Source organism: Spiroplasma ixodetis (assembly GCF_040369795.1).
Lineage (GTDB): Bacteria > Bacillota_I > Bacilli_A > Mycoplasmatales > VBWQ01 > Spiroplasma_E > Spiroplasma_E ixodetis_B.
Map to the genome: position 1 here is coordinate 835,104 of NZ_AP028955.1, position 24,559 is coordinate 859,662.

The 24,559-nt window shown below is 22.9% G+C and carries 33 protein-coding genes, 5 tRNA genes and 4 pseudogenes; 25 read left to right on the forward strand and 17 right to left on the reverse strand.

What is annotated here, in order from left to right; genetic code table 4:
• Positions 1 to 102 precede the first annotated feature (102 nt).
• The gene (locus ABWV63_RS06040) at positions 103 to 1,008 is read left to right on the forward strand and encodes a hypothetical protein (protein ID WP_353305616.1); all 906 of its coding nucleotides are present in this window, start codon (positions 103 to 105) and stop codon (positions 1,006 to 1,008) included.
• A 105-nt stretch (positions 1,009 to 1,113) separates the two neighbouring features.
• Here ABWV63_RS06040 and ABWV63_RS06045 read toward each other — a convergent pair whose 3' ends face one another.
• From ABWV63_RS06045 to ABWV63_RS06055, 3 genes are all read right to left on the reverse strand, one after another.
• Positions 1,114 to 1,365, reverse strand: coding sequence for a transposase (locus ABWV63_RS06045; RefSeq protein ID WP_174480973.1), 252 nt, complete (start codon positions 1,363 to 1,365; stop codon positions 1,114 to 1,116).
• A gap of 138 nt (positions 1,366 to 1,503) precedes the next feature.
• Positions 1,504 to 1,965 carry an IS630 family transposase gene (locus ABWV63_RS06050; RefSeq protein ID WP_353305617.1) on the reverse strand — a complete coding sequence of 154 codons (462 nt, stop codon included), beginning with the start codon at positions 1,963 to 1,965 and terminating at the stop codon, positions 1,504 to 1,506.
• A 12-nt stretch (positions 1,966 to 1,977) separates the two neighbouring features.
• Complete coding sequence (locus ABWV63_RS06055; RefSeq protein WP_353305618.1) at positions 1,978 to 2,364, reverse strand: IS630 transposase-related protein; 387 nt, start codon at positions 2,362 to 2,364, stop codon at positions 1,978 to 1,980.
• 643 nt (positions 2,365 to 3,007) lie between these two features.
• Here ABWV63_RS06055 and ABWV63_RS06060 point away from each other — a divergent pair.
• Positions 3,008 to 4,390 carry an MFS transporter gene (locus tag ABWV63_RS06060; RefSeq protein ID WP_353305619.1) on the forward strand — a complete coding sequence of 461 codons (1,383 nt, stop codon included), beginning with the start codon at positions 3,008 to 3,010 and terminating at the stop codon, positions 4,388 to 4,390.
• A 497-nt stretch (positions 4,391 to 4,887) separates the two neighbouring features.
• Complete coding sequence (locus ABWV63_RS06065; protein ID WP_353305620.1) at positions 4,888 to 5,268, forward strand: IS630 transposase-related protein; 381 nt, start codon at positions 4,888 to 4,890, stop codon at positions 5,266 to 5,268.
• Positions 5,269 to 5,329: 61 nt separating this feature from the next.
• Here the strand turns inward: ABWV63_RS06065 and ABWV63_RS06070 are convergent.
• The 7 genes and pseudogenes from ABWV63_RS06070 to ABWV63_RS06100 form a co-directional block, all read right to left on the reverse strand.
• A pseudogene (locus ABWV63_RS06070) lies at positions 5,330 to 5,485 on the reverse strand (transposase); the annotation flags it as partial.
• 40 nt (positions 5,486 to 5,525) lie between these two features.
• Positions 5,526 to 6,764 (reverse strand): IS256 family transposase, encoded by a 1,239-nt coding sequence (locus tag ABWV63_RS06075; protein WP_353305621.1) that lies wholly within the window; start codon positions 6,762 to 6,764, stop codon positions 5,526 to 5,528.
• 89 nt (positions 6,765 to 6,853) lie between these two features.
• A complete protein-coding gene (locus ABWV63_RS06080) occupies positions 6,854 to 6,976 on the reverse strand; it encodes a hypothetical protein (protein WP_353305622.1) in 123 nt (40 codons plus the stop codon).
• Between the two features lie 195 nt (positions 6,977 to 7,171).
• Positions 7,172 to 7,432 carry a transposase family protein gene (locus tag ABWV63_RS06085; RefSeq protein ID WP_353305623.1) on the reverse strand — a complete coding sequence of 87 codons (261 nt, stop codon included), beginning with the start codon at positions 7,430 to 7,432 and terminating at the stop codon, positions 7,172 to 7,174.
• Positions 7,401 to 7,631, reverse strand: coding sequence for a transposase family protein (locus ABWV63_RS06090; RefSeq protein WP_353305624.1), 231 nt, complete (start codon positions 7,629 to 7,631; stop codon positions 7,401 to 7,403). The genes ABWV63_RS06085 and ABWV63_RS06090 overlap by 32 nt, the downstream gene beginning before the upstream one ends.
• Before the next feature lie 186 nt (positions 7,632 to 7,817).
• Complete coding sequence (locus tag ABWV63_RS06095; protein WP_353305625.1) at positions 7,818 to 8,177, reverse strand: transposase family protein; 360 nt, start codon at positions 8,175 to 8,177, stop codon at positions 7,818 to 7,820.
• 82 nt (positions 8,178 to 8,259) lie between these two features.
• Entirely contained in the window at positions 8,260 to 8,787 is a 528-nt protein-coding gene (locus tag ABWV63_RS06100) for an IS630 transposase-related protein (protein ID WP_353305626.1), read from the reverse strand.
• Between the two features lie 199 nt (positions 8,788 to 8,986).
• Between ABWV63_RS06100 and ABWV63_RS06105 the strand changes: the two genes are divergently transcribed.
• From ABWV63_RS06105 to ABWV63_RS06195, 19 genes and pseudogenes are all read left to right on the forward strand, one after another.
• Positions 8,987 to 9,475 carry an IS630 family transposase gene (locus ABWV63_RS06105; protein WP_353305627.1) on the forward strand — a complete coding sequence of 163 codons (489 nt, stop codon included), beginning with the start codon at positions 8,987 to 8,989 and terminating at the stop codon, positions 9,473 to 9,475.
• Positions 9,476 to 9,497: 22 nt separating this feature from the next.
• Entirely contained in the window at positions 9,498 to 9,674 is a 177-nt protein-coding gene (locus tag ABWV63_RS06110; RefSeq protein ID WP_353305628.1) for a hypothetical protein, read from the forward strand.
• Between the two features lie 181 nt (positions 9,675 to 9,855).
• Positions 9,856 to 10,011 carry a hypothetical protein gene (locus tag ABWV63_RS06115; RefSeq protein WP_353305629.1) on the forward strand — a complete coding sequence of 52 codons (156 nt, stop codon included), beginning with the start codon at positions 9,856 to 9,858 and terminating at the stop codon, positions 10,009 to 10,011.
• A gap of 164 nt (positions 10,012 to 10,175) precedes the next feature.
• Complete coding sequence (locus tag ABWV63_RS06120; RefSeq protein ID WP_353305630.1) at positions 10,176 to 10,517, forward strand: transposase family protein; 342 nt, start codon at positions 10,176 to 10,178, stop codon at positions 10,515 to 10,517.
• Between the two features lie 170 nt (positions 10,518 to 10,687).
• Entirely contained in the window at positions 10,688 to 10,948 is a 261-nt protein-coding gene (locus ABWV63_RS06125; RefSeq protein WP_353305623.1) for a transposase family protein, read from the forward strand.
• 195 nt (positions 10,949 to 11,143) lie between these two features.
• A complete protein-coding gene (locus ABWV63_RS06130; RefSeq protein ID WP_353305631.1) occupies positions 11,144 to 11,281 on the forward strand; it encodes a hypothetical protein in 138 nt (45 codons plus the stop codon).
• A 2-nt stretch (positions 11,282 to 11,283) separates the two neighbouring features.
• On the forward strand, positions 11,284 to 11,676 hold the full coding sequence (locus tag ABWV63_RS06135) for a hypothetical protein (RefSeq protein ID WP_353305632.1): 393 nt from the start codon (positions 11,284 to 11,286) through the stop codon (positions 11,674 to 11,676).
• 925 nt (positions 11,677 to 12,601) lie between these two features.
• A pseudogene (locus tag ABWV63_RS06140) lies at positions 12,602 to 13,841 on the forward strand (IS256 family transposase).
• A gap of 80 nt (positions 13,842 to 13,921) precedes the next feature.
• Complete coding sequence (locus ABWV63_RS06145) at positions 13,922 to 14,629, forward strand: IS256 family transposase (protein ID WP_353307199.1); 708 nt, start codon at positions 13,922 to 13,924, stop codon at positions 14,627 to 14,629.
• 42 nt (positions 14,630 to 14,671) lie between these two features.
• Entirely contained in the window at positions 14,672 to 14,803 is a 132-nt protein-coding gene (locus tag ABWV63_RS06150; RefSeq protein WP_353305633.1) for a hypothetical protein, read from the forward strand.
• 44 nt (positions 14,804 to 14,847) lie between these two features.
• Positions 14,848 to 15,714 (forward strand): IS256 family transposase, encoded by an 867-nt coding sequence (locus tag ABWV63_RS06155; RefSeq protein ID WP_353305634.1) that lies wholly within the window; start codon positions 14,848 to 14,850, stop codon positions 15,712 to 15,714.
• Positions 15,715 to 16,114: 400 nt separating this feature from the next.
• Positions 16,115 to 16,191: transfer RNA gene (locus ABWV63_RS06160), tRNA-His, on the forward strand.
• Between the two features lie 156 nt (positions 16,192 to 16,347).
• Positions 16,348 to 16,884: a DUF402 domain-containing protein gene (locus tag ABWV63_RS06165; RefSeq protein WP_353305635.1), complete on the forward strand. Its 537-nt coding sequence runs from the start codon at positions 16,348 to 16,350 to the stop codon at positions 16,882 to 16,884.
• Between the two features lie 288 nt (positions 16,885 to 17,172).
• Positions 17,173 to 17,559 (forward strand): IS630 transposase-related protein, encoded by a 387-nt coding sequence (locus ABWV63_RS06170; RefSeq protein WP_353305636.1) that lies wholly within the window; start codon positions 17,173 to 17,175, stop codon positions 17,557 to 17,559.
• A gap of 12 nt (positions 17,560 to 17,571) precedes the next feature.
• Entirely contained in the window at positions 17,572 to 17,814 is a 243-nt protein-coding gene (locus ABWV63_RS06175) for a transposase (RefSeq protein WP_353305637.1), read from the forward strand.
• 57 nt (positions 17,815 to 17,871) lie between these two features.
• Positions 17,872 to 18,150, forward strand: a complete 279-nt coding sequence (locus ABWV63_RS06180; protein ID WP_353305638.1) for a transposase — start codon at positions 17,872 to 17,874, stop codon at positions 18,148 to 18,150.
• An 82-nt stretch (positions 18,151 to 18,232) separates the two neighbouring features.
• Positions 18,233 to 18,469: a transposase family protein gene (locus ABWV63_RS06185; RefSeq protein WP_353305639.1), complete on the forward strand. Its 237-nt coding sequence runs from the start codon at positions 18,233 to 18,235 to the stop codon at positions 18,467 to 18,469.
• Positions 18,470 to 18,547: 78 nt separating this feature from the next.
• A complete protein-coding gene (locus tag ABWV63_RS06190; RefSeq protein ID WP_353305640.1) occupies positions 18,548 to 19,402 on the forward strand; it encodes a transposase family protein in 855 nt (284 codons plus the stop codon).
• Between the two features lie 201 nt (positions 19,403 to 19,603).
• A pseudogene (locus tag ABWV63_RS06195) lies at positions 19,604 to 20,033 on the forward strand (transposase); the annotation flags it as partial.
• Positions 20,034 to 20,056: 23 nt separating this feature from the next.
• Here the strand turns inward: ABWV63_RS06195 and ABWV63_RS06200 are convergent.
• A complete protein-coding gene (locus ABWV63_RS06200; protein WP_353305641.1) occupies positions 20,057 to 21,283 on the reverse strand; it encodes an IS256 family transposase in 1,227 nt (408 codons plus the stop codon).
• Positions 21,284 to 21,378: 95 nt separating this feature from the next.
• Here ABWV63_RS06200 and ABWV63_RS06205 point away from each other — a divergent pair.
• A pseudogene (locus ABWV63_RS06205) lies at positions 21,379 to 21,852 on the forward strand (IS3 family transposase); the annotation flags it as partial.
• 122 nt (positions 21,853 to 21,974) lie between these two features.
• Here the strand turns inward: ABWV63_RS06205 and ABWV63_RS06210 are convergent.
• The 6 genes from ABWV63_RS06210 to ABWV63_RS06235 form a co-directional block, all read right to left on the reverse strand.
• Positions 21,975 to 22,151 carry a hypothetical protein gene (locus ABWV63_RS06210; protein ID WP_353305642.1) on the reverse strand — a complete coding sequence of 59 codons (177 nt, stop codon included), beginning with the start codon at positions 22,149 to 22,151 and terminating at the stop codon, positions 21,975 to 21,977.
• A 66-nt stretch (positions 22,152 to 22,217) separates the two neighbouring features.
• Complete coding sequence (locus tag ABWV63_RS06215) at positions 22,218 to 22,796, reverse strand: hypothetical protein (RefSeq protein WP_353305643.1); 579 nt, start codon at positions 22,794 to 22,796, stop codon at positions 22,218 to 22,220.
• A 115-nt stretch (positions 22,797 to 22,911) separates the two neighbouring features.
• Positions 22,912 to 22,996 (reverse strand) — tRNA-Leu (locus ABWV63_RS06220).
• A gap of 5 nt (positions 22,997 to 23,001) precedes the next feature.
• Positions 23,002 to 23,077: transfer RNA gene (locus ABWV63_RS06225), tRNA-Lys, on the reverse strand.
• 57 nt (positions 23,078 to 23,134) lie between these two features.
• A tRNA-Glu gene (locus ABWV63_RS06230) sits at positions 23,135 to 23,209 on the reverse strand.
• A 24-nt stretch (positions 23,210 to 23,233) separates the two neighbouring features.
• Positions 23,234 to 23,308 (reverse strand) — tRNA-Asn (locus tag ABWV63_RS06235).
• Positions 23,309 to 23,553: 245 nt separating this feature from the next.
• Between ABWV63_RS06235 and ABWV63_RS06240 the strand changes: the two genes are divergently transcribed.
• Together ABWV63_RS06240 and ABWV63_RS06245 are read left to right on the forward strand one after the other, a co-directional pair.
• Entirely contained in the window at positions 23,554 to 24,171 is a 618-nt protein-coding gene (locus tag ABWV63_RS06240; RefSeq protein WP_353305644.1) for a hypothetical protein, read from the forward strand.
• Between the two features lie 21 nt (positions 24,172 to 24,192).
• Entirely contained in the window at positions 24,193 to 24,501 is a 309-nt protein-coding gene (locus tag ABWV63_RS06245; protein ID WP_353305645.1) for a hypothetical protein, read from the forward strand.
• The last annotated feature ends 58 nt before the right edge of the window (positions 24,502 to 24,559 follow it).

Here is a 24,559-nt window from a genome sequence, read left to right on the forward strand (position 1 = left end):
ATAGTATAATAAAAATCATAAACTTAATATAAGTTTTCTAACCCTTATTTTTATTAAAAATAAATGGGTTTTTTTATTTTTTAAAAGAGGAGAAATTAAAAAATGGTAAAAGAAAAAATGTTATCTGCAACAGAGTTAATAAAAAAACTGGAAAGTATAAAGTTAAGATATCAAAAACAACATAATACTCAAATTCCTTATTTTAAAAGAATTATTGAAGAATTAAAAGGAATATCTTTGGTTGCAGATATTCCTAATGTTATTAAAAATATTAAATATCTTCAATATAATTGTGGAAAAAGTACAAAAAAATATTCTGATAAAGCAATAATGCCAATTTTATCTTTGTTTACTGTAACTATTAGTTTTTTAGAAGCACAAGCAAATAAGGGAACATTGGCAATAGATTTTAAAAATATATATAAATATGATTTAAGTAATGTTTTAACTACTTCAGAAGATAAGTTATTTGTATTAGGTTCACAAACTGATTTAGAAGTTGAAATAAAGCATAGAGATAGTTCTAAAAGTTTAGATGATTTAACACTATATGATAGTTCAGACATTAGTGAAATTTTTAAAGAAATTCAAGAAAAAATATATGATTTAAAAATACTAAAAGAAGCTAAAAATAAAATATGTGGACAAATTAATTATTTTAATTTGAATTTCAAAAATGAAAAACAATTAGCAAGAAGATGGTGACATTGACCACTTAAATTTTTGACTTGTGGAATGTGAGAAAGTAATAAAATTAAAGCAATTAATAATAAATATAGTAAGGATAGTTTTAATAAATTAATTTGCGAACATAATGTATTAAATACTAAAATTAATAAGTTAGAAAGTGATATTGAAATTTTAAAAACTAAAGTTAATAAATTAGAAAAGAAAACTAAAATATTAGGAAGTAGTAGTTTAAATTATGGTAAAAAATGAAAATCAATAAATGATTTAGATGAACATAATATTGTAGAAAAGAGTTTTTCATATCAAAATTTATTATAAGACGTTATTATTTGGTGATAATTTATTTTTTTAATTTAAAATAAAAATTAATATCTTTAAAATTTTGAGGATTTTTAAAAATCTGTGTATCTTTTTACAAAGTTACTAGTTTAGATTAATTCTATCTTCAAATTTTATCATAAAATGAGCAATTGCTGTATTTCAATTTTGAATGGGCAGTGTTCATTTTTTTGTTATATTTTCAATTGCTAAGTAAAATATTTTAAAAACTGCCATATCATTTGGAAAAACTTTTTTATTTCTAATAACTTTTCGTAATTGACTATTAACAGATTCAATAGCATTTGTTGTATAAATCACTCTTTTGATTTCTGCAGGATAACTAATAAAAACCATTAAATTATCTCAATTTTTATATCATGATTTAGCAATTTGAGGTAATGTTTAGTAATCTGTGTAACTTACAAAAATAACTATGTTTAATTAATTCTAGTAAATAAAATTAAATAACTAGAAAGAGTGAGCTACGTATTTCTAAAAAACAACATCAATCGCTTTTTTAATATTTGGCCAATAATTTGGTAATATTTTTCTTATATTATGTTTTATAGCAAATCAAAAATGTTCAATTGGATTTAAATTAGGAGAATATGGCGGAAGAAATAATAGTTTGCATCCAGCATTTTCAATTAATTGTTGTGTTAATTTAGATTTATGAAACGTTGCATTATCTAAAACTATAATTTGTCCACGCTTTAATACTGGAATTAGTATATTTTTTACATATGATTCAAAAATTTTACTGTTGCAATGCCCTTCAAATGCTCATAGGGATTTTAATTTACCTTTATTTAGTGAACCAATTATACTCATTCTTTTTATTTTATATGCGGGTTTATTATCAAATAATCTTTTACCTTTTTCAGATCAACCATATTTATAAAATTCATTATCAGCAATTCCAGATTCATCAATATATACTAAATCTTCATTCATTATTTTAGCTATTTATTTTAAAAAATCTTCTTGTTTGTTTTTATCTCTTTGTTCATATAGAAAAGTTTTTTTATATGTATAATTTAGTTTTTTGAAATAGTTATAAACTGTTTCTTTAGTCATATCACCAAATTTTTCAATTACTTTTTGAAATGTAACATCTTTATTTTGCACTAAATAATTTTTTAATTCATCTAAATCCTTTATTTTGTGGCTATGTCCTTTTTGATAATTCAAAATTGGTTTTATATGCCCAGTTTCTTTTTTTCTTTTTCTTCATAAGAACAAAGTCTTTCTAGTAATATTGAACACTTTACAAATTTCTTTAATTTTCATTTTTTTACTTTCATAGGCTTCTATTACTTTTCTTCGTAAGTCTTCACTGTATGGTTTTGGCATAATTTAATCTTCCTAATCTATTTTAAATATTGATTAATTGTGCTTTTAAATTCAAAAACTGTTTAAATTACATGTTATTATTTTACATTATTTATGAGTAAACATTACTTTAGTTATCTATATGCAAAAGAAGCTGCATATAAATTCAATAAGATAACTAGTTTTGAAACTATAATTTTGTGTTTGATTTAGATACATGTGGGGATAATTTCCTAGATAGGCTTTTATCTCCATTTATGTGATAAAATTTAAAAATAGTACATAAAGGGATAAAAGCCTTATTTTTTTTAAAATTAAAGAAATATCTTTTCAATTTTAGAATATATCTGTTATAATCTAAAATATATAGGTTAGAACTAAACAATTTGAGAAGGGGATAAATAAATTATTGCTACATTTTATAAAACTGTTTAATAAATAAATGTAAATGAATTTTAAAAGATGTAGAGTTAATATTTATTTATGGTATTTCAAAAAAATAGTTTGGTAGAGAGTTATTTTTTAATTTTTAATATTATTTATTTTTCCACAAAAACAAAAATTGTAAAAACCTATGTGTTAAAGTATGTTTATATTAATTTTTTAAGAGCAGGTTATTTGGGTTACTATAATTTATGCATCCTTTTAGAAGGAGGGTAAAAAAATGTCTGTTTTTAATAGACTTGCATGTGTTTTTAAGCCACCTGCAAAAAAAGAAATTTTTAGTGAAGACTTAAAGCAAGTTAATAAAAAATTTATTATTTTACGTAATCAAGTTTTTGGTTTTAGCATTTTATCATATATTCTTTACTACTTTACTCGTCAAGCGTATACAGTAGCGGGTTCTGCTTTAGAAAGCAATGGTAGCATAACTAAAATGGAGTATGCTTTAATGGGAACAATTTTTGCGGTTGTTTATGGTGGTGCTAAATTTATTGTTGGAAATGTCGCTGACCGTAGTTCAGGAAGAGTAATCATGATTGTTGGATTATTTGTTTCTTCTATTTTAAATATTATTATGGGTGGTGTAGTTGCTTTTGCTGGAAATAAAATTAGTGTTGGTCCGTTTGTAATGATGTTGAGTTTGATTGCGATGTTGGCTGTTTTCCAAGGTATGGGTTGACCAGCTACAGCTAGACTATTTTCTCATTGATTTACTGATAAAGAACGTTCAGGACGTATTGGAATTTGAAACTCAGGACAAAATATTGGCGCTGCTTTATTACCAGTTGTTGTTATTTCTTTAGTAACAGTACTTGATCCGGGTGGAACAATTTATGGTTTATATTTTTGAATTCCTAGTGTTTTTGCTTTAGCTATGATTCCATTATGTTTATGAGGATTACGTGATCGCCCCGAAGCAGAAGGGTTACCTACTGTTGAAAAATGAAAAGGTGTTCTAGAACATAAAGAAGAAAAAGCAGAACTTAATTGAAAAGAAATTTTTGTAAAGTATATTTTAAAAAATAAATTTTTATGAATATTAGCATTTGCTAATATTTGAGTATATGTTGTACGACAAGGACTGGCAGGATGAACATTAATTTTAATGAAAGATGTTCATGGTTTAGATTTAAAACATAGTAAATGATTTGCTGCCTGTTTTGAATTATCTGGTTTATTTGGTGGTATTTCTGCAGCATATTTTGCTAAGTGATTTTTTAATAATCGTAAAGCACCATTAATGATATTTGGATTATTAATTGCACTTTGTGGACTGGTTTTATTGCAAGTTGCTCCTCGTGGTAATATGCCTATGCTTATTACTGCTTTAATGATTGCTGGTTTTGGTGTTTATATGCCACAAGCGATGATTGGTGCTACTGCTATTGAACTAACAAATAAGAAAGCAGCCGCTACTGCTTCAGGATTTACAGGATTATCTGGTTATTTTCTTGGTGATGCTCTTTTTTCAAAAGTAGTAATTGCTGGTTTTTGTAATGAAAACTGAGATTATTTATTTTATTACTTTTATGGTTGTATTGCTGCTGCTATTCTTTCATTAGCTTTACTATGAACAAAAAATCAAGATAATAAAATATTATAAAAATATTATTAAATTAGAACCATAATAAGGGTGCTAATTTTTTTATTTAAAATGATATTTTAATAATAAAATTAATAAAATTTTATTAATTTTAAAAGTTGCGGTGTTATAATAAATTTAAGACACACAAAATTATTGGTTATTAGCCTACTAGTATTATTTTTTATTTTTACTAAGTATTTTTTTTATGTTTTTTTGTAATGTCTTAAAGGAAAAATATATTGTTATTTTAAAATAAATCTAGTTATATATTCTTATTTTTTATTTAATGAAATTACAATATATTATTTATGGGGTTTTTCTTTTACATATTGATAGAAAAAATGAAATTTAGTTGATTAAATTATTATTTGTAAGTAAAACAATAATTTCTTATATAGCTAACTAAAGTAATGTTTACTCATAAATAATGTAAAATAATAATATGTAATTTAAACAGTTTTTGAATTTAAAAGTACAATTCAGCAATATTTAAAATAGATTAGGAAGATTAAATTATGCCAAAACCATACAGTGAAGACTTACGAAGAAAAGTAATAGAAGACTATGAAAGTAAAAACATGAAAATTAAAGAAATTTGTAAAGTGTTCAATATTACTAGAAAGACTTTATTCTTATGAAGAAAAAGAAAAAAAGAAACTGGGCATATAAAACCAATTTTGAATTATCAAAAAGAACATAGCCACAAAATAAAGGATTTAGATGAATTAAAAAATTATTTAGCGCAAAATAAAGATGTTACAGTTCAAAAAGTGATTGAAAAATTTGGTGATATGACTAAAGAAATAGTTTATAACTATTTCAAAAAACTAAATTATATAGCTAACTACAGTAATGTTTACTCATATCTCGAAAAACAAAATCAATCGCTTTTTTAATATTTGGTCAATAATTTGGTAATATTTTTCTTATATTATGTTTTATAGCAAATCAAAAATGTTCAATTAGATTTAAATTAGGAGAATACGGTGGAAGAAATAATAGTTTGCATCCAGCATTTTCAATTAATTGTTGTGTTAATTTAGATTTATGAAACGTTGCATTATCTAAAACTATAATTTGTCCACGCTTTAATACTGGAATTAGTATATTTTTTGAGGCTTTTTAAAAATATGTGTATCTTTTTACAAAGTTACTAGTTTAGATTAATTCTATCTTCAAATTTTATCATAAAATGAGCAATTGCTGTATTTCAATTTTGAATGGGCAGTGTTCATTTTTTTGTTATATTTTCAATTGCTAAGTAAAATATTTTAAAAACTGCCATATCATTTGGAAAAACTTTTTTATTTCTAATAACTTTTCGTAATTGACTATTAACAGATTCAATAGCATTTGTTGTATAAATCACTCTTTTGATTTCTGCAGGATAACTAATAAAAACCATTAAATTATCTCAATTTTTATATCATGATTTAGCAATTTGAGGATATTGTTTATTTCATTTACTTTCAAAAGATTCTAAAGTTTGCATTGCTTGTTCTTCACTACATGCACTATAAATCGGTTTTAAATCTGTAACTAGTGATTTTCTATGTTTGTATGAAACATATTTTAAACTATTTCTAATTTGATGAACTATGCATAATTGATGTTCGGTTTTAGGATAAACTGATTGTATTGCTTCTGACATTCCTGTTAAATTGTCACTACAAGCAATAAGAATATCATTTAAGCCTCGATTTTTCATTTCTGTGAAATTAGATAATCAAAACTTAGAACCTTCATTTTCACTAATTAATAAACCTAAAATATCTTTTTTACCTTCTAAATCAACTCCTAGTGCTATATAAACTGATTTGTTAATAATGCGTTTATCTTGTCGTACTTTAACTACTATACAATCAAAATAAACAATCGGATAAACACTTTCTAATGGCCGATTTTGTCATGCTTTAACATCATCAATAACATCATCAGTAATTTGACTAATAACACTTTCACTAATATCAGCACCATGATATAAATCTTGTAACTGCATTCTAATATCTGATAAAGTCATGCCTTTGGCATATAATGAAAGAACTTGTTGATCAAAACCATCAAATCTTCTTTGTCTTTTTGCAACTATTACTGGCTCAAAATTACTATTACGATCTCGTGGTACATTAATCTCAATTTTACCTTGTTGAGTTATTAATTTTTTTGAACTTATACCATTACGAGCATTATCACTATTATTATGTTGATTTTTTTCATATCCTAAATAATTTTGCATTTCAGAATTCAACATTTTTTCAACTAATCTTTTTGTTAATGCTTTATATAAACCTCCCTCTTTAAAAACTGTTGTTAAATCTTCAGTATTTTCTAGTAATAAATCTACTGCTTTTGATATTGGATCATTATTATTAATATTTTGTTTTTTAGACATACATAACTCACTCTTTCTATTTATTTAATTTTATTTACTAGAATTAATTAAACATAGTTATTTTTGTAAGTTACACAGATTACTAAACATTACCGATTTTTTACATATGATTCAAAAATTTTACTGTTGCAATGTCCTTCAAACGCTCATAGGGCTTTTAATTTACCTTTATTTAGCGAACCAATTATACTCGTTCTTTTTATTTTAGACATATTCCGTAAATAAATTTAATCAATTGTCAACAATAATATTTATAAATTTTTTAGTGTTAATAATTATAGAAGTTAATATTTTTAAAAAAATACTTTAAAAATAAATTTATATTTCAAACACAAAAATTGTTAATATTATTTTTATATTAACTTGATAAAAATTTAAATTTTTAAAAAAATATTAAAAATATTTTTTTATTTTAATGGTTTTGTTTTATTAAAAATTTCACAAAGTAAGTTAAATCTTAAGTACATAAGTCTAAATATACTTTTTCTACATTTATTTATTAAAATTTTGAATCTTTTTAATCAAGCAAAAACATGTTCAACTTTAATTCTAATTTTTGAAATAATTTTATTGTAGATTTTTTCTTGTTTAGTTAATTTTTTATTTTTAGTTTTTTTAATTGGTAATATAGTATTTTTATAAATATTTTGTATTCCTTGATATCCCAAATCACCAATAATTATTGTTTTTTCTGAAAATTAAAGATTTGAATCTTTTTAATCAAGCAAAAACATGTTCAACTTTAATTCTAATTTTTGAAATAATTTTATTGTAGATTTTTTCTTGTTTAGTTAATTTTTTATTTTTAGTTTTTTTAATTGGTAATATAGTATTTTTATAAATATTTTGTATTCCTTGATATCCCAAATCACCAATAATTATTGTTTTTTCTGAAAATTAAAGATTTGAATTTTTTAATATTTGAAAATCATGTACTTTTCCATTATCAGCAAAAATATCAACAATTTTTTTATTAAAAAAGTCATATATAATTTGAAATTTTATAGAAAACATTCAACTTTTACCAGAAAAATATTCTAACTGTAGTTTTTTTTAGTTGGTCTTTAAATCTTCTTGTTTTTTCTCAATTTTTAATTTATATTTTGTTTTTAAAAACTGATAATCTTTGTCATCACTAAGTTTATTTTCTACTCAAGTAATATTTCGAAAACAACTTGATGCACTCATTTTATATTTAATACTCATTTGGAAAAAAGTATAATATTCTTTTCAGTATACTAAAGTCATCATCAATCTTTCTTCAACTGAAAGTTTATATTTTCTACCTTTAGTTTTTTTTAAATTTTCTATTTCAATTAATTTTGTTAACATTTCATCAAAATGAAAACGTTTTATACCAAAATATCTATAAAATTGTTCATTTTTTAATTTTTTTAAATTTTCAAAATTCATTTTTATCAACACCTTATTAATTTATTAATAAAGAAATTATAAAATAAATTTTAAATTATTAATTGACTTTTAAAAAATTTATTTACGGAATATGTCTTTTATATGCGGGTTTATTATCAAATAATCTTTTACCTTTTTCAGATCAACCATATTTATAAAATTCATTATCATCAATTCCAGATTCATCAATATATACTAAATATTCATTCATTATTTTAGCTATTTCTTTTAAAAAATCTTCTTGTTTATTTTTATCTCTTTGTTCATATAAAAAAGTTTTTTTATATGTATAATTTAGTTTTTTGAAATAGTTATAAACTATTTCTTTAGTCATATCACCAAATTTTTCAATCACTTTTTGAACTGTAACATCTTTATTTTGCGCTAAATAATTTTTTAATTCATCTAAATCCTTTATTTTGTGGCTATGTTCTTTTTGATAATTCAAAATTGGTTTTATATGCCCAGTTTCTTTTTTTCTTTTTCTTCATAAGAATAAAGTCTTTCTAGTAATATTGAACACTTTACAAATTTCTTTAATTTTCATGTTTTTACTTTCATAGTCTTCTATTACTTTTCTTCGTAAGTCTTCACTGTATGGTTTTGGCATAATTTAATCTTCCTAATCTATTTTAAATATTTCTGAATTGTACTTTTAAATTCAAAAACTGTTTAAATTACATATTATTATTTTACATTATTTATGAGTAAACATTAATTTAGTTAGCTATACATATAAAAAAACTTTTTTATATGAACAAAGAGATAAAAACAAACAAGAAGATTTTTTAAAAGAAATAGCTAAAATAATGAATGAAGATTTAGTATATATTGATGAGTCTGGAATTGATGATAATGAATTTTATAAATATGGTTGATCTGAAAAAGGTAAAAGATTATTTGATAATAAACCCGCATATAAAATAAAAAGAATGAGTATAATTGGTTCACTAAATAAAGGTAAATTAAAAGCCCTATGAGCATTTGAAGGACATTGCAACAGTAAAATTTTTGAATCATATGTAAAAAATATACTAATTCCAGTATTAAAGCGTGGACAAATTATAGTTTTAGATAATGCAACGTTTCATAAATCTAAATTAACACAACAATTAATTGAAAATGCTGGATGCAAACTATTATTTCTTCCACCATATTCTCCTAATTTAAATCCAATTGAACATTTTTGATTTGCTATAAAACATAATATAAGAAAAATATTACCAAATTATTGACCAAATATTAAAAAAACTATTGATTTTGTTTTTCAAGATATGAGTAAACATTACTTTAGTTAGCTATAAGTAAGGTAATTTAATAATGAGTAATGATTATGAATGACTATGATATTGTGATAGTTATGATTGTAAAAATAATAACAGTAATAAAGAAATATATGTTTGTTCAATTAAAAAAGATACAAAATTAGGATTATGTAAAACTCATTTTAATAATTATAGAAATATAACCATTGATTATATTATTGATAAAAAATAAGAAAATGTAGGTAAATAAAATGAAAAAGTATTTTTGTTGAACATGTAAACAACATAAATTAGATTATTTATTCTTTAATACTAATGATATAAAAACAAGACAAAACTTTTTAAGAGATAAAATAATAAAGCAATTTGTTATGACTGTATTTTAAATGTTAGGTTAAGTAGGAGGTATAAATATGAATAAACAAAAACCATTTTCTTATAAAGACCAAGAAATTATTAATGAATATAATAAAAAACGTAATCAAGAAATAATAAAAGAACATTTAAATAATATAGAAAAATTAAGAGAAGTTTTTAAAAAAGAAGTAATTAATAGACATATTCCGTAAATAAATTTTTGAAAAGTCAATTAATAATTTAAAATTTATTTTATAATTTCTTTGTTAATAAATTAATAAGGTGTTGATAAAAATGAATTTTGAAAATTTAAAAAAAACTAAAAAATGAACAATTTTATAGATATTTTGGTATAAAACGTTTTCATTTTGATTAAATGTTAACAAAATTAATTGAAATAGAAAATTTAAAAAAAACTAAAGGTAGAAAATATAAACTTTCAGTTGAAGAAAGATTGATGATGACTTTAGTATACTGAAAAGAATATTATACTTTTTTCCAAATGAGTATTAAATATAAAATGAGTGCATCAAGTTGTTTTTGAAATATTACTTGAGTAGAAAATAAACTTAGTTATGACAAAGATTATCAGTTTTTAATAACAAAATATAAATCAAAAATTGAGAAAAAACAAGAAGATTTAAATGAATTTCAATTTTATTTAATTGATTCAACTGAAATTGAAATTGAAAGACCAACTAAAAAAAACTACAGTTAGAATATTTTTCTGGTAAAAGTTGAATGTTTTCTATAAAATTTTAAATTATATATGACTTTTTTAATAAAAAAATTATTGATATTTTTGCTGATAATGGAAAAGTACATGATTTTCAAATATTAAAAAATTAAAATCTTGAATTTTCAGAAAAAACAATAATTATTGGTGATTTGGGATATCAAGGAATACAAAATATTTATAAAAATACTATATTACCAATTAAAAAAACTAAAAATAAAAAATTAACTAAACAAGAAAAAATCTACAATAAAATTATTTCAAAAATTAGAATTAAAGTTGAACATGTTTTTGCTTGATTAAAAAGATTCAAAATTTTAATAAATAAATGTAGAAAAAGTATATTTAGACTTATGTACTTAAGATTTAACTTACTTTGTGAAATTTTTAATAAAACAAAACCATTAAAATAAAAAAATATTAAAAATATTTTTTTAAAAATTTAAATTTTTATCAAGTTAATATAAAAATAATATTAACAATTTTTGTGTTTGAAATATAAATTTATTTTTAAAGTATTTTTTTAAAAATATTAACTTCTATAATTATTAACACTAAAAAATTTATAAATATTATTATTGACAATTGATTAAATTTATTTACGGAATATGTCTAATGAATATAAAGAAAAAATAATTAATAGAATACTTGATTATGAAACCTTTTATATTGGCCATACACAAGGTTTAACTCCATTCGGATTTATTATTAAATTAAGAGATGAAATTAAAGGCGACTTTGATTAATAATGCAATATGAAATAAAGATTGGTATTGACCCAGCTGGTATTGGTAATAATGGAATTGTTATATATTCAAATGAAACTAATAATATTATTTTTCGTGAAACATTCCAAGCAAAAACTATTTTAGAATGTAAAAATATTTATAAAGAAAAATTAAAATATTTTAAGAAATTTTTAAATAATAAAAAAGTATTAGTAAGTGTAGAAAATTTTTATTTAAACCCAAAACAATTATTAACCAATCCCTTAGCAACACCTAAAATTATTGGTGCATTAATGGTATTAGTAAAAGATATTATGAATTGAGATTATCAAGAAAACCATCCAAAAAATAAAGATAAAATGAAAAATCTTGGTTTTAAATTTTCAACAATTTCAGGAACAAGATGCGTATAAGCAAACCCAATTATAAGTAATTATAAAAATGAAAGATAAATCCAATTATGTGAAATTAACAGTAAAACTAAGTAATGCTATTGAATCTGTTAATAGTCAATTACGAAAAAGGTAATAAAGAATTATATTATAGTGTTAGAGGTCAATGAAATGGATTAAACTATGTTACTTTAATTTTTAATAACCAAAAATTTTATAAACGATGTATTTTATTAAACAAAAATGATGAAATTATAGTAACTGGTCAAATCTTTAATACTTTAAACATTCCTAAAAATCGTGCATTTTGTTCAATAAATGTTAAATGATTTAAAAAATGAAAAGAGTAAAAAATGATATTATGAAAAATTTTATTAATAGTACCAATATTAATAACAAGCATAACACTAATAATGTTTTTAATATTTATTATTAAAGAATTAAAAAATGAATATAAAGTATTAAAAATATTAAGTGAAATTGCTAATTAAATTAAAAATAAGTAGAATAATAATGAAAACGTGTAAAGTTTGTAAAGAAAATTATAATTTACCAAATTGTAAAAATTGTTTTAAAAACCCAAATATAAAAGAAATTGATGAATTAATTATTTGAGAAAATTAGAAATGGTGAATTTGATAATGAATAAATAAAAATTGATTAAAAAATTAGATGAATTTTTAAAAATTACTGATGATAATTGAGGAGCAAAAGCAATTATTTTAACTATTGTACAATAGACATATTCCGTAAATAAATTTAATCAATTGTCAATAATAATATTTATAAATTTTTTAGTGTTAATAATTATAGAAGTTAATATTTTTAAAAAAATACTTTAAAAATAAATTTGGTAATGTTTAGTAATCTGTGTAACTTACAAAAATAACTATGTTTAATTAATTCTAGTAAATAAAATTAAATAACTAGAAAGAGTGAGTTACTTATGTCTAAAAAACAAAATATTAATAATAATGATCCAATATCAAAAGCAGTAGATTTATTACTAGAAAATACTGAAGATTTAACAACAGTTTTTAAAGAGGGAGGTTTATATAAAGAATTAACAAAAAGATTAGTTGAAAAAATGTTGAATTCTGAAATGCAAAATTATTTAGGATATGAAAAAAATCAACATAATAATAGCGAAAATGCTCGTAATGGTATAAATTCAAAAAAATTAATAACTCAACAAGATAAAATTAAGATTAATGTACCACGAGATCGTAATAGTAATTTTGATCCAGTAAATAGTTGCAAAAAGACAAAGAAGATTTGATGGTTTTGATCAACAAGTTCTTTCATTATATGCCAAAGGCATGACTTTATCAGATATTAGAATGCAGTTACAAGAGTTATATCATGGTGCTGATATTAGTGAAAGTGTTATTAGTCAAATTACTGATGATGTTATTGATGATGTTAAAGCATGACAAAATCGGCCATTAGAAAGTTTTTATCCGATTGTTTATTTTGATTGTATAGTAGTTAAAGTACGACAAGATAAACTCATTATTAACAAATCAGTTTATATAGCACTAGGAGTTGATTTAGAAGGTAAAAAAGATATTTTAGGTTTATGAATTAGCGAAAACGAAGGTTCTAAGTTTCGATTATCTAATTTCACAGAAATGAAAAATCGATGCTTAAATGATATTCTTATTGTTTGTAGTGACAATTTAACAGGAATGTCAGAAGCAATACAATCAGTTTATCCTAAAACCGAACATCAATTATGCATAGTTAATCAAATTAGAAATAGTTTAAAATATGTTTCATACAAACATAGAAAATCACTAGTTACAGATTTAAAACCAATTTATAGTGCATGTAGTGAAGAACAAGCAATGCAAGATTTAGAATCTTTTGAAAGTAAATGAAATAAACAATATCCTCAAATTGCTAAATCATGATATAAAAATTGAGATAATTTAATGGTTTTTATTAGTTATCATGCAGAAATCAAAAGAGTGATTTATACAACAAATGCTATTGAATCTGTTAATATTCAATTACGAAAAGTTGTTAGAAATAAAAAAGTTTTTCCAAATGATATGGCAGTTTTTAAAATATTTTACTTAGCAATTGAAAATATAACAAAAAAATGAACAATGCCCATTCAAAATTGAAATACAGCAATTGCTCATTTTATGATAAAATTTGAAGATAGAATTAATCTAAACTAGTAACTTTGTAAAAAGATACACAGATTTTTAAAAAGCCTCGACAAAGAAGATTTGATGGTTTTGATAAACAAGTTCTTTCGTTATATGCCAAAGACATGACTTTATCAGATATTAGAACGCAGTTACAAGAGTTATATCATGGTGCTGATATTAGTGAAAGTGTTATTAGTCAAATTACTGATGATGTTATTGATGATGTTAAAGCATGACAAAATCGGCCATTAGAAAGTGTTTATCAGATTGTTTATTTTGATTGTATAGTAGTTAAAGTACGACAAGATAAACTCATTATTAACAAATCAGTTTATATAGCACTAGGAGTTGATTTAGAAGGTAAAAAACATGTTTTAGGCTTATTAATTAGTGAAAATGAAGGTTCTAAGTTTTGATTATCTAATTTCACAGAAATGAAAAATCGAGGCTTAAATGATATTATTATTGCTTGTAGTGACAATTTAACAGGAATGTCAGAAGCAATACAATCATTTTATCCTAAAACCGAACATCAATTATGCATAGTTCATCAAATTAGAAATAGTTTAAAATATGTTTCATACAAACATAGAAAATCACTAGTTACAGATTTAAAACCAATTTATAGTGCATGTAGTGAAGAACAAGCAATACAAGCTTTAGAATCTTTTGAAAGTAAATGAAATAAACAATATCCTCAAATTGCTAAATCATGATATAAAAATTGAGATAATTTAATGGTTTTTATTAGTTATCCTGCAGAAATCAAAAGAGTGATTTATACAACAAATGCTATTGAATCTGTTAATAGTTAATTACGAAAAGTTATTAGAAATAAAAAAGTTTTTCCAAATGATATGGCAGTTTTTAAAATATTTTACTTAGCAATTGAAAATATAACAAAAAAATGAACAATGCCCATTCAAAATTGAAATACAGCAATTGCTCATTTTATGATAAAATTTGAAGATATAATTAATCTAAACTAGTAACTTTGTAAAAAGATACACAGATTTTTAAAAAGCCTCAAGGCATGGCTTTATCAGATATTAGAATGCAGTTACAAGAGTTATATCATGGTGCTGATATTAGTGAAAGTGTTATTATTCAAATTACTGATGATGTTATTGATGATGTTAAAGCATGACAAAATCGGCCATTAGAAATTGTTTATCCGATTGTTTATTTTGATTGTATAGTAGTTAAAGTGCGACAAGATAAACGCATTATTAACAAATCAGTTTATATAGTACTAGGAGTTGATTTAGAAGGTAAAAAAGATGTTTTAGGCTTATGAATTAGTGAAAATGAAGGTTCTAAGTTTTGATTATCTAATTTCACAGAAATGAAAAATCGAGGCTTAAATGATATTATTATTGCTTGTAGTGACAATTTAACAGGAATGTCAGAAGCAATACAATCATTTTATCCTAAAACCGAACATCAATTATGCATAGTTCATCAAATTAGAAATAGTTTAAAATATGTTTCATACAAACATAGAAAATCACTAGTTACAGATTTAAAACCAATTTATAGTGCATGTAGTGAAGAACAAGCAATGCAAGCTTTAGAATCTTTTGAAAGTAAATGAAATAAACAATATCCTCAAATTGCTAAATCATGATATAAAAATTGAGATAATTTAATGGTTTTTATTAGTTATCCTGCAGAAATCAAAAGAGTGATTTATACAACAAATGCTATTGAATATGTTAATAGTCAATTACGAAAATTTATTAGAAATAAAAAAGTTTTTCCAAATGATATGGCAGTTTTTAAAATATTTTACTTAGCAATTGAAAATATAACAAAAAAATGAACACTGCCCATTCAAAATTGAAATACAGCAATTGCTCATTTTATGATAAAATTTGAAGATAGAATTAATCTAAACTAGTAACTTTGTAAAAAGATACACAGATTTTTAAAAAGCCTCTATTTGTTTTGTTTTTGGTGTTCTTAATTAAAATTAATTGAGAAAAGAATGAGTATATTGCTAAATTTTTAATCATAAGTATTATTATCTAAATTACTTGTAAGTTATTATTATCAATAAAGTTTGATTAATAAATTGATTTAATAAGATATTATCTATTACATTTTATGCGTTTTATTAAGGGTATAAAACTTTATTTTAAATTGTGTTCTAATTGTTAATAGTAGCATTGTTTTTTATTATTGTTACTGTTATATATGAAAATTAGATGATTATTTTTGTAGTTTTATGAAAAAAAATATTAAAAAATGATAAATTTATTGTATAATATTTAACGGTTTTACTTATAGAAACTAATATGGCGACTGTGGCGTAGCGGTCTAGCGCATCAGTTTGTGGAACTGACATTCGCGGGTTCAAATCCCGTCAGTCGCCCCATTTAATAAAATTATGTTTTTTATTACTCCTTTTTGGAGTTTTTTCTTTTTTAAATAAATATTATTATAAATTTATTTTTCGCTTTTTATTTACTAAATAAATAATGGTATAATTATTATGTTTTATGATTTGCAGAAAGTTGAGGTTTAAATGTATATGTACCTTAAAGAAGGGCAAATACTTTCAATTCATGCATATAAGCATAATGGCGATTTATATCGTAGTTGAAATAATTCAATTGTTTTAGAAGATACTGAAAAATATTTAGTTTTAGTAAATGAGAATGTAACAATTACTGAAATTAATGGTCGTAAATGAACAACCGTTGATCCAGCAATTTGGTTATTTTTTAAAAATGATTGATACAATATTATTTGTATGATTCGTAATGATGGTGTTCATTATTATTGTAATATTGCCAGTCCCTTTATTTTAGATTCGCAAACAGTTAAATACATTGATTATGATTTAGATGTTAAAGTATTTCCTAATCGTTCTTATAAACTGTTAGATTTGAAAGAATTTAAAACTAATCGTCGAATATGAAAGTATCCAATACCTTTACAAAATATATTATGACAAAATATAAATAAATTAAAAAAAGGAATTAAAAAAAATGAAATTAATTTATTTAATGATGATTTAATTTTAAATTATTGAAAAAATTACCAAAACCAAAGTTTACAAAAATAGCAAGAACATATGTTCTTGCTATTTTTTATATTAAAACTTTTTATAATTAAATTAAATTTTTTTATAAAATAGGTATTTTTTTTGCATAATTATGTTCTCTCATAATGCTGTTTATATTACTTTTTTTACTTTTATTTTCAATACCATTATTTATATTTTGAATATCTATAGCTAACTAAAGTAATGTTTACTCATAAATAATGTAAAATAATAATATGTAATTTAAACAGTTTTTGAATTTAAAAGTACAATTCAGCAATATTTAAAATAGATTAGGAAGATTAAATTATGCCAAAACCATACAGTGAAGACTTACGAAGAAAAATAATAGAAGCCTATGAAAGTAAAAACATGAAAATTAAAGAAATTTGTAAATTGTTCAATATTACTAGAAAGACTTTATTATTATGAAGAAAAAGAAAAAAAGAAACTGGGCATATAAAACCAATTTTGAATTATCAAAAAGGACATAGCCACAAAATAAATGATTTAGATGAATTAAAAAATTATTTAGCGCAAAATAAAGATGTTACAGTTCAAAAAGTAATTGAAAAATTTGGTGATATGACTAAAGAAACAGTTTATAACTATTTCAAAAAACAAAATTATACATATAAAAAAACTTTTCTATATGAACAAAGAGATAAAAATAAACAAGAAGATTTTTTAAAATAAATAGCTAAAATAATGAATGAAGATTTATTATTATATATTGATGAATCTGGAATTGATGATAATGAATTTTATAAATATGGTTGATCTGAAAAAGGTAAAAGATTATTTGATAATAAATCAGCATATAAAATAAAAAGAATGAGTATAATTCGTTCACTAAATAAAGGTAAATTAAAAGCCCTATGAGCATTTGAAGGACATTGCAACAGTAAAATTTTGGTAATGTTTAGTAATCTGTGTAACTTACAAAAATAACTATGTTTAATTAATTCTAGTAAATAAAATTAAATAACTAGAAAGAGTGAGTTACGTATGTCTAAAAAAAATATTAATAATAATAATCCAATATCAAAAGCAGTAGATTTATTACTAGAAAATACTGAAGATTTAACAACAGTTTTTAAAGAGGAAGGTTTATATAAAGAATTAACAAAAAGATTAGTTGAAAAAATGTTGAATTCTGAAATGCAAAATTATTTAGGATATGAAAAAAATCAACATAATACTAGTGAAAATGCTCGCAATGGTATAAATTCAAAAAAATTAATAACCCAACAAGGTAAAATTGAGATTAATAGACATATTCCGTAAATAAATTTTTTAAAAGTCAATTAATAATTTAAAATTTATTTTATAATTTCTTTATTAATAAATTAATAAGGTGTTGATAAAAATGAATTTTGAAAATTTAAAAAAATTAAAAAATGAACAATTTTATAGATATTTTGGTATAAAACGTTTTCATTTTGATGAAATGTTAACAAAATTAATTGAAATAGAAAATTTAAAAAAAACTAAAGGTAGAAAATATAAACTTTCAGTTGAAGAAAGATTGATGATGACTTTAGTATACTGAAAAGAATATTATACTTTTTTCCAAATGAGTATTAAAGACATATTCCGTAAATAAATTTTTTAAAAGTCAATTAATAATTTAAAATTTATTTTATAATTTCTTTATTAATAAATTAATAAGGTGTTGATAAAAATGAATTTTGAAAATTTAAAAAAATTAAAAAATGAACAATTTTATAGATATTTTGGTATAAAACGTTTTCATTTTGATGAAATGTTAACAAAATTAATTGAAATAGAAAATTTAAAAAAAACTAAAGGTAGAAAATATAAACTTTCAGTTGAAGAAAGATTGATGATGACTTTAGTATACTGAAAAGAATATTATACTTTTTTCCAAATGAGTATTAAATATAAAATGAGTGCATCAAGTTGTTTTCGAAATATTACTTGAGTGGAAAATAAACTTAGTGATGACAAAGATTATCAGTTTTTAAAAACAAAATATAAATCAAAAATTGAGAAAAAAACAAGAAGATTTAAATGAATTTCAATTTTATTTAATTGATTCAACTGAAATTGAAATTGAAAGACCAACCAAAAAAAACTACAGTTAGAATATTTTTCTGGTAAAAGTTGAATGTTTTCTATAAAATTTCAAATTATATATGACTTTTTTAATAAAAAAATTGTTGATATTTTTGCTGATAATGGAAAATTACATGATTTTCAAATATTAAAAAATTCAAATCTTGAATTTTCAGAAAAAACAATAATTATTGGTGATTTGGGATATCAAGGAATACAAAATATTTATAAAAATACTATATTACCAATTAAAAAAACTAAAAATAAAAAATTAACTAAACAAGAAAAAAACTACAATAAAATTATTTCAAAAATTAGAATTAAAGTTGAACATGTTTTTGCTTGATTAAAAAGATTCAAAATTTTAATAAATAAATGTAGAAAAAGTATATTTAGACTTATGTACTTAAGATTTAACTTACTTTGTGAAATTTTTAATAAAAAAAAACCATTAAAATAAAAAAATATTTTTAATATTTTTTTAAAAATTTAAATTTTTATCAAGTTAATATAAAAATAATATTAACAATTTTTGTGTTTGAAATATAAATTTATTTTTAAAGTATTTTTTTAAAAATATTAACTTCTATAATTATTAACACTAAAAAATTTATAAATATTATTATTGACAATTGATTAAATTTATTTACGGAATATGTCTAATGTACCACGAGATCGTAATAGTAATTTTGAGCCAGTAATAGTTGCAAAAAGACAAAGAAGATTTGATGGTTTTGATCAACAAGTTCTTTCATTATATGCCAAAGGCATGACTTTATCAGATATTAGAATGCAGTTACAAGAGTTATATCATGGTGCTGATATTAGTGAAAGTGTTATTAGTCAAATTACTGATGATGTTATTGATGATGTTAAAGCATGACAAAATCGGCCATTAGAAAGCGTTTATCCGATTGTTTATTTTGATTGTATAGTAGTTAAAGTACGACAAGATAAACGAATTATTAACAAATCAGTTTATATAGCACTAGGAGTTGATTTAGAAGGTAAAAAAAGATATTTTAGGTTTATGAATTAGTGAAAATGAAGGTTCTAAGTTTTGATTATCTAATTTCACAGAAATGAAAAATCTGTGTATCTTTTTACAAAGTTACTAGTTTAGATTAATTCTACCTTCAAATTTTATCATAAAATGAGCAATTGCTGTATTTAAATTTTGAATGGGCAGTGTTCATTTTTTTATTATATTTTCAATTGCTAAGTAAAATATTTTAAAAACTGCCATATCATTTGGAAAAAATTTTTTATTTCTAATCACTTTTCGTAATTGACTATTAACAGATTCAATAGCATTTGTTGTATAAATCACTCTTTTGATTTCTGCAGGATAACTAATAAAAACTATTAAATTATCTCAATTTTTATATCATGATTTAGCAATTTGAGGATATTGTTTATTTCATTTACTTTCAAAATATTCTAAAGATTGCATCGCTTGTTCTTCGCTACATGCACTATAAATTGGTTTTAAATCTGTAACTAGTGATTTTCTATGTTTGTATGAAACATATTTTAAACTATTTCTAATTTGATGAACTATGCATAATTGATGTTTGGTTTTAGGATAAACTGATTGTATTGCTTCTGACATTCCTGTTAAATTTTCACTACAAGCAATAAGAATATCATTTAAGCCTCGATTTTTCATTTCTGTGAAATTAGATAATCAAAACTTAGAACATTCATTTTCACTAATTCATAAACCTAAAACATCTTTTTTACCTTCTAAATCAACTCCTAGTGCTATATGAACTGATTTGTTAATAATGCGTTTATCTTGTCGTACTTTAACTACTATACAATCAAAATAAACAATCGGATAAACACTTTCTAATGGCCGATTTTGTCATGCTTTAACATCATCAGTAATTTGACTAATAACACTTTCACTAATATCAGCACCATGATATAACTCTTGTAACTGCATTCTAATATCTGATAAAGTCATGCCTTTGGCATATAATGAAAGAACTTGTTGATCAAAACCATCAAATCTTCTTTGTCTTTTTGCAACTATTACTGGCTCAAAATTACTATTACGATCTCGTGGTACATTAATCTCAATTTTACCTTGTTGAGTTATTAATTTTTTTGAACTTATACCATTACGAGCATTATCACTATTATTATGTTGATTTTTTTCATATCCTAAATAATTTTGCATTTCAGAATTCAACATTTTTTCAACTAATCTTTTTGTTAATGCTTTATATAAACCTCCCTCTTTAAAAACTGTTGTTAAATCTTCAGTATTTTCTAGTAATAAATCTACTGCTTTTGATATTGGATCATTATTATTAATATTTTGTTTTTTAGACATACATAACTCACTCTTTCTATTTATTTAATTTTATTTACTAGAATTAATTAAACATAGTTATTTTTGTAAGTTACACAGATTACTAAACATTACCTGTTAGTGATTTAACTTATGTTCAAGTTAATGGTAAATGAAACTATATTTGCTTATTAATCGACCTGTACAATCGCGAAATTATTTGACATAGTGTAGGTACTAAAAAAGATGCATCATTAGTATATCAAGCATTTATGTGCTCAAATCGTTGTTTAAAAAATATTCAAATATTTCATAGCGATCGCGGTAATGAATTTAATAATAAAACTATTGATAAACTTTTATTAGCCTTCAATATTACCCGCTCTTTAAGCAAAAAAGGTTATCCTTATGATAACGCTGTTGCTGAAGCAACTTTCAAAACTTTCAAAACAGAGTTTATTAATGATAAAAATTTTACATCATTAATCCAATTAAAATTAGAATTATTTGATTATATCAATTGATACAACAACATAAGAATCCACGGCACTCTAAACTACTTAACCCCCATAAAACACCAACCACAAATGTCTACCAAAAAACAGTCCTAAAAAAGGTTGCCATTCCAAATATTTTATTTTAATTTTGGCTTTTATCCCTTTATGTACTATTTTTAAATTTTATCACATAAATGGAGATAAAAGCCTATCTAGGAAATTATCCCCACATGTATCTAAATCAAAAACAAAATTATAGTTTCAAAACTAGGTATCTTATTGAATTTATATGCAGCTTCTTTTGCATACAAATGAATATTTTGTTTTGAAACTTTTATGTGTGTTCGGAAAGTTCGTCGGATGTTTTTTCGTGCAGATTCAATCTGGTTTGTGTTTACACCTGTTGATGACACATACCCAACTTCATGATTTATGATTTCATGTTTGTGATAGAAGTTTTTGAAACTTCCATATCCCTTCTAAGAATCCGTAAATAGACAACACCCAGTAGAAATGTGTTTCAATGCAAATCATAAAAGGTTTTTCTCGTCTGCTTTTTTCAATACTTTCACAATTAGTTTTTTGCTGGTTTTCTCATAAACTCCAACAATCAAGGTTTTATTCAACAAGGATCTTCCTTGTTTTTTAAAACCTACATGTGAAAGATGCATTTCATCCATTTGTGCTGTGCCATCATCAATGAACTCTGCATCTTGATTCCAAATTCTAGTTCTTATTTCATGACCCATTCTTCAAGATGTTTTATATGTCACGCCCAATTCCCTTGCAACATCTGTTGATGGTATACCATGCTTTGTGTTTATTCATCTAAAGATGAGATAAAACCAAGATGTCAAAGGTGTTTGTGACTTGTGAAAAATGGTGTCATGAAGAATACTAAATGTTTGATGACATTTCAAACATCTTATTCTTCTCAAATCAGAAACATTCAAACTAGAAGAAGCACACCTGATACATTTCATTACTTTCAACTTCGCTATATATTTCAAACAATCGTTTTCATTTTGAAATATGCTATTGAATTCATTTCAATTCATTTTTTCCTCCACACTAGTACATGTGGGGATAATTTCCTTAATTTTTTATTATATAAAAATGTTAAAAAAGAAAAAAACCTTTAATGAAAAACATAAAGGTTAACAAAATAATGTATGGTGCGGAACAAGGGACTTGAACCCTCATGCCTTTCGGCGCCAGAGCCTAAATCTGGTGCGTCTGCCAGTTTCGCCAATTCCGCATTTTTGGTGTCCCGTATAGGTCTCGAACCTACAACCCTCAGATTAAGAGTCTGATGCTCTGCCAATTGAGCTAACGAGACATCTAGGGGAATAAAAAAACAAGTAATTATAATACTTGCAGTCTAAATATTAATTAATGGTGACTCGTACGGGGATCGAACCCGTAATGTAGGAATGAAAATCCTATGTGTTTACCAATTCACCAACGAGCCGTAGAAAACAAGAGTTTATAATAATGGCGCCCAGTATAGGATTTGAACCTATGACACTTCGATTAACAGTCGAATGCTCTGCCGCTGAGCTAACTGGGCATTTATTAAACCTTAATTATTATATTGAAGAAAAGTATAATTTGCAATAACTAATAAAGTTTTTTTTATTTTTTTCTTGATTACGGCAATGTATATGCTTTATTAATCATTTTTTTAAATTAAATATAATAATAACTTAAGTATTATTTGTAATAACGAATACTATTAGTGGTAAAAATAATTAGAAAGAAGTAAACATAGAAATTATGTACAATTACATTATCAATATAAAGGGCTTTTAATTTATGAAGTTATTATTAGCAACATTAAGTTTTTTAACATTCGGAACAACTGTAGGAACTTTTGGAAATGTATTAAGTACGAATCTAAGCAAAATAAATAATAGCATTAAAGAAACTTATACTATAATTCCTAATTCATTTAGTTTGAAAAGTGAATTAAGAAAAAAAATGAATACTGATAATATTGATGTTGATATGTTAGATGGAATGACAAAGGCTATTATTCGTTATATGCCAGATACAACAGATTTACCTTTTTTAGTTAAAGATGTTAATTTGCTTTGACTAAGTAATGATATTAGTCAAATAATAACTAAAAAAGCATTGCCTTATAGTAAAAGTTTTAAAAAAAACGGAATAGTTGATAAAGATTTAATTTTAGAAGCAATTAATATTATGAATGTTACTAAGTTTTCTAATAATGATTTAGATGTACTGATTAATCAAGATAATAAAAATATTTCTTTAATAGCGAAAAGTAATAGTCGCTTTCAAGGGAAAATAGATATTTTAAATAAGCCAGTAGAATTTTCGGATATTGTTTATGAACAAAATCTTGGAAAAATTTATTTTAATACTGATATGTATGAAAAAAGCACATTCTTACATCCAACAAGTTAATTTGGGAGATTTGCAACAGTTATGAAATATTTAGGAAATCGTAATAAATTAATAAAATTTTATGAAAATGAGATTACATCTGCTTTAACTAGTTCAGCATTAAAAATATATGAGTTAAGTTTTCCCGATTTTAATAATGAAGGAAATATTGAATTTAGTTTTGCAATTGAAAATATTATGAATTATCCATCATTTAAAGCAAACTTTTTACCATTACCAACAGAAAATAATCGAGTTTTTATTAACTACCAAGGTAAACAACTAAAAAATGATGAAGAAATTGATATTAAGTTAGAATGATTATATACAGAAGACATATTCCGTAAATAAATTTTTTAAAAGTCAATTAATAATTTAAAATTTATTTTATAATTTCTTTATTAATAAA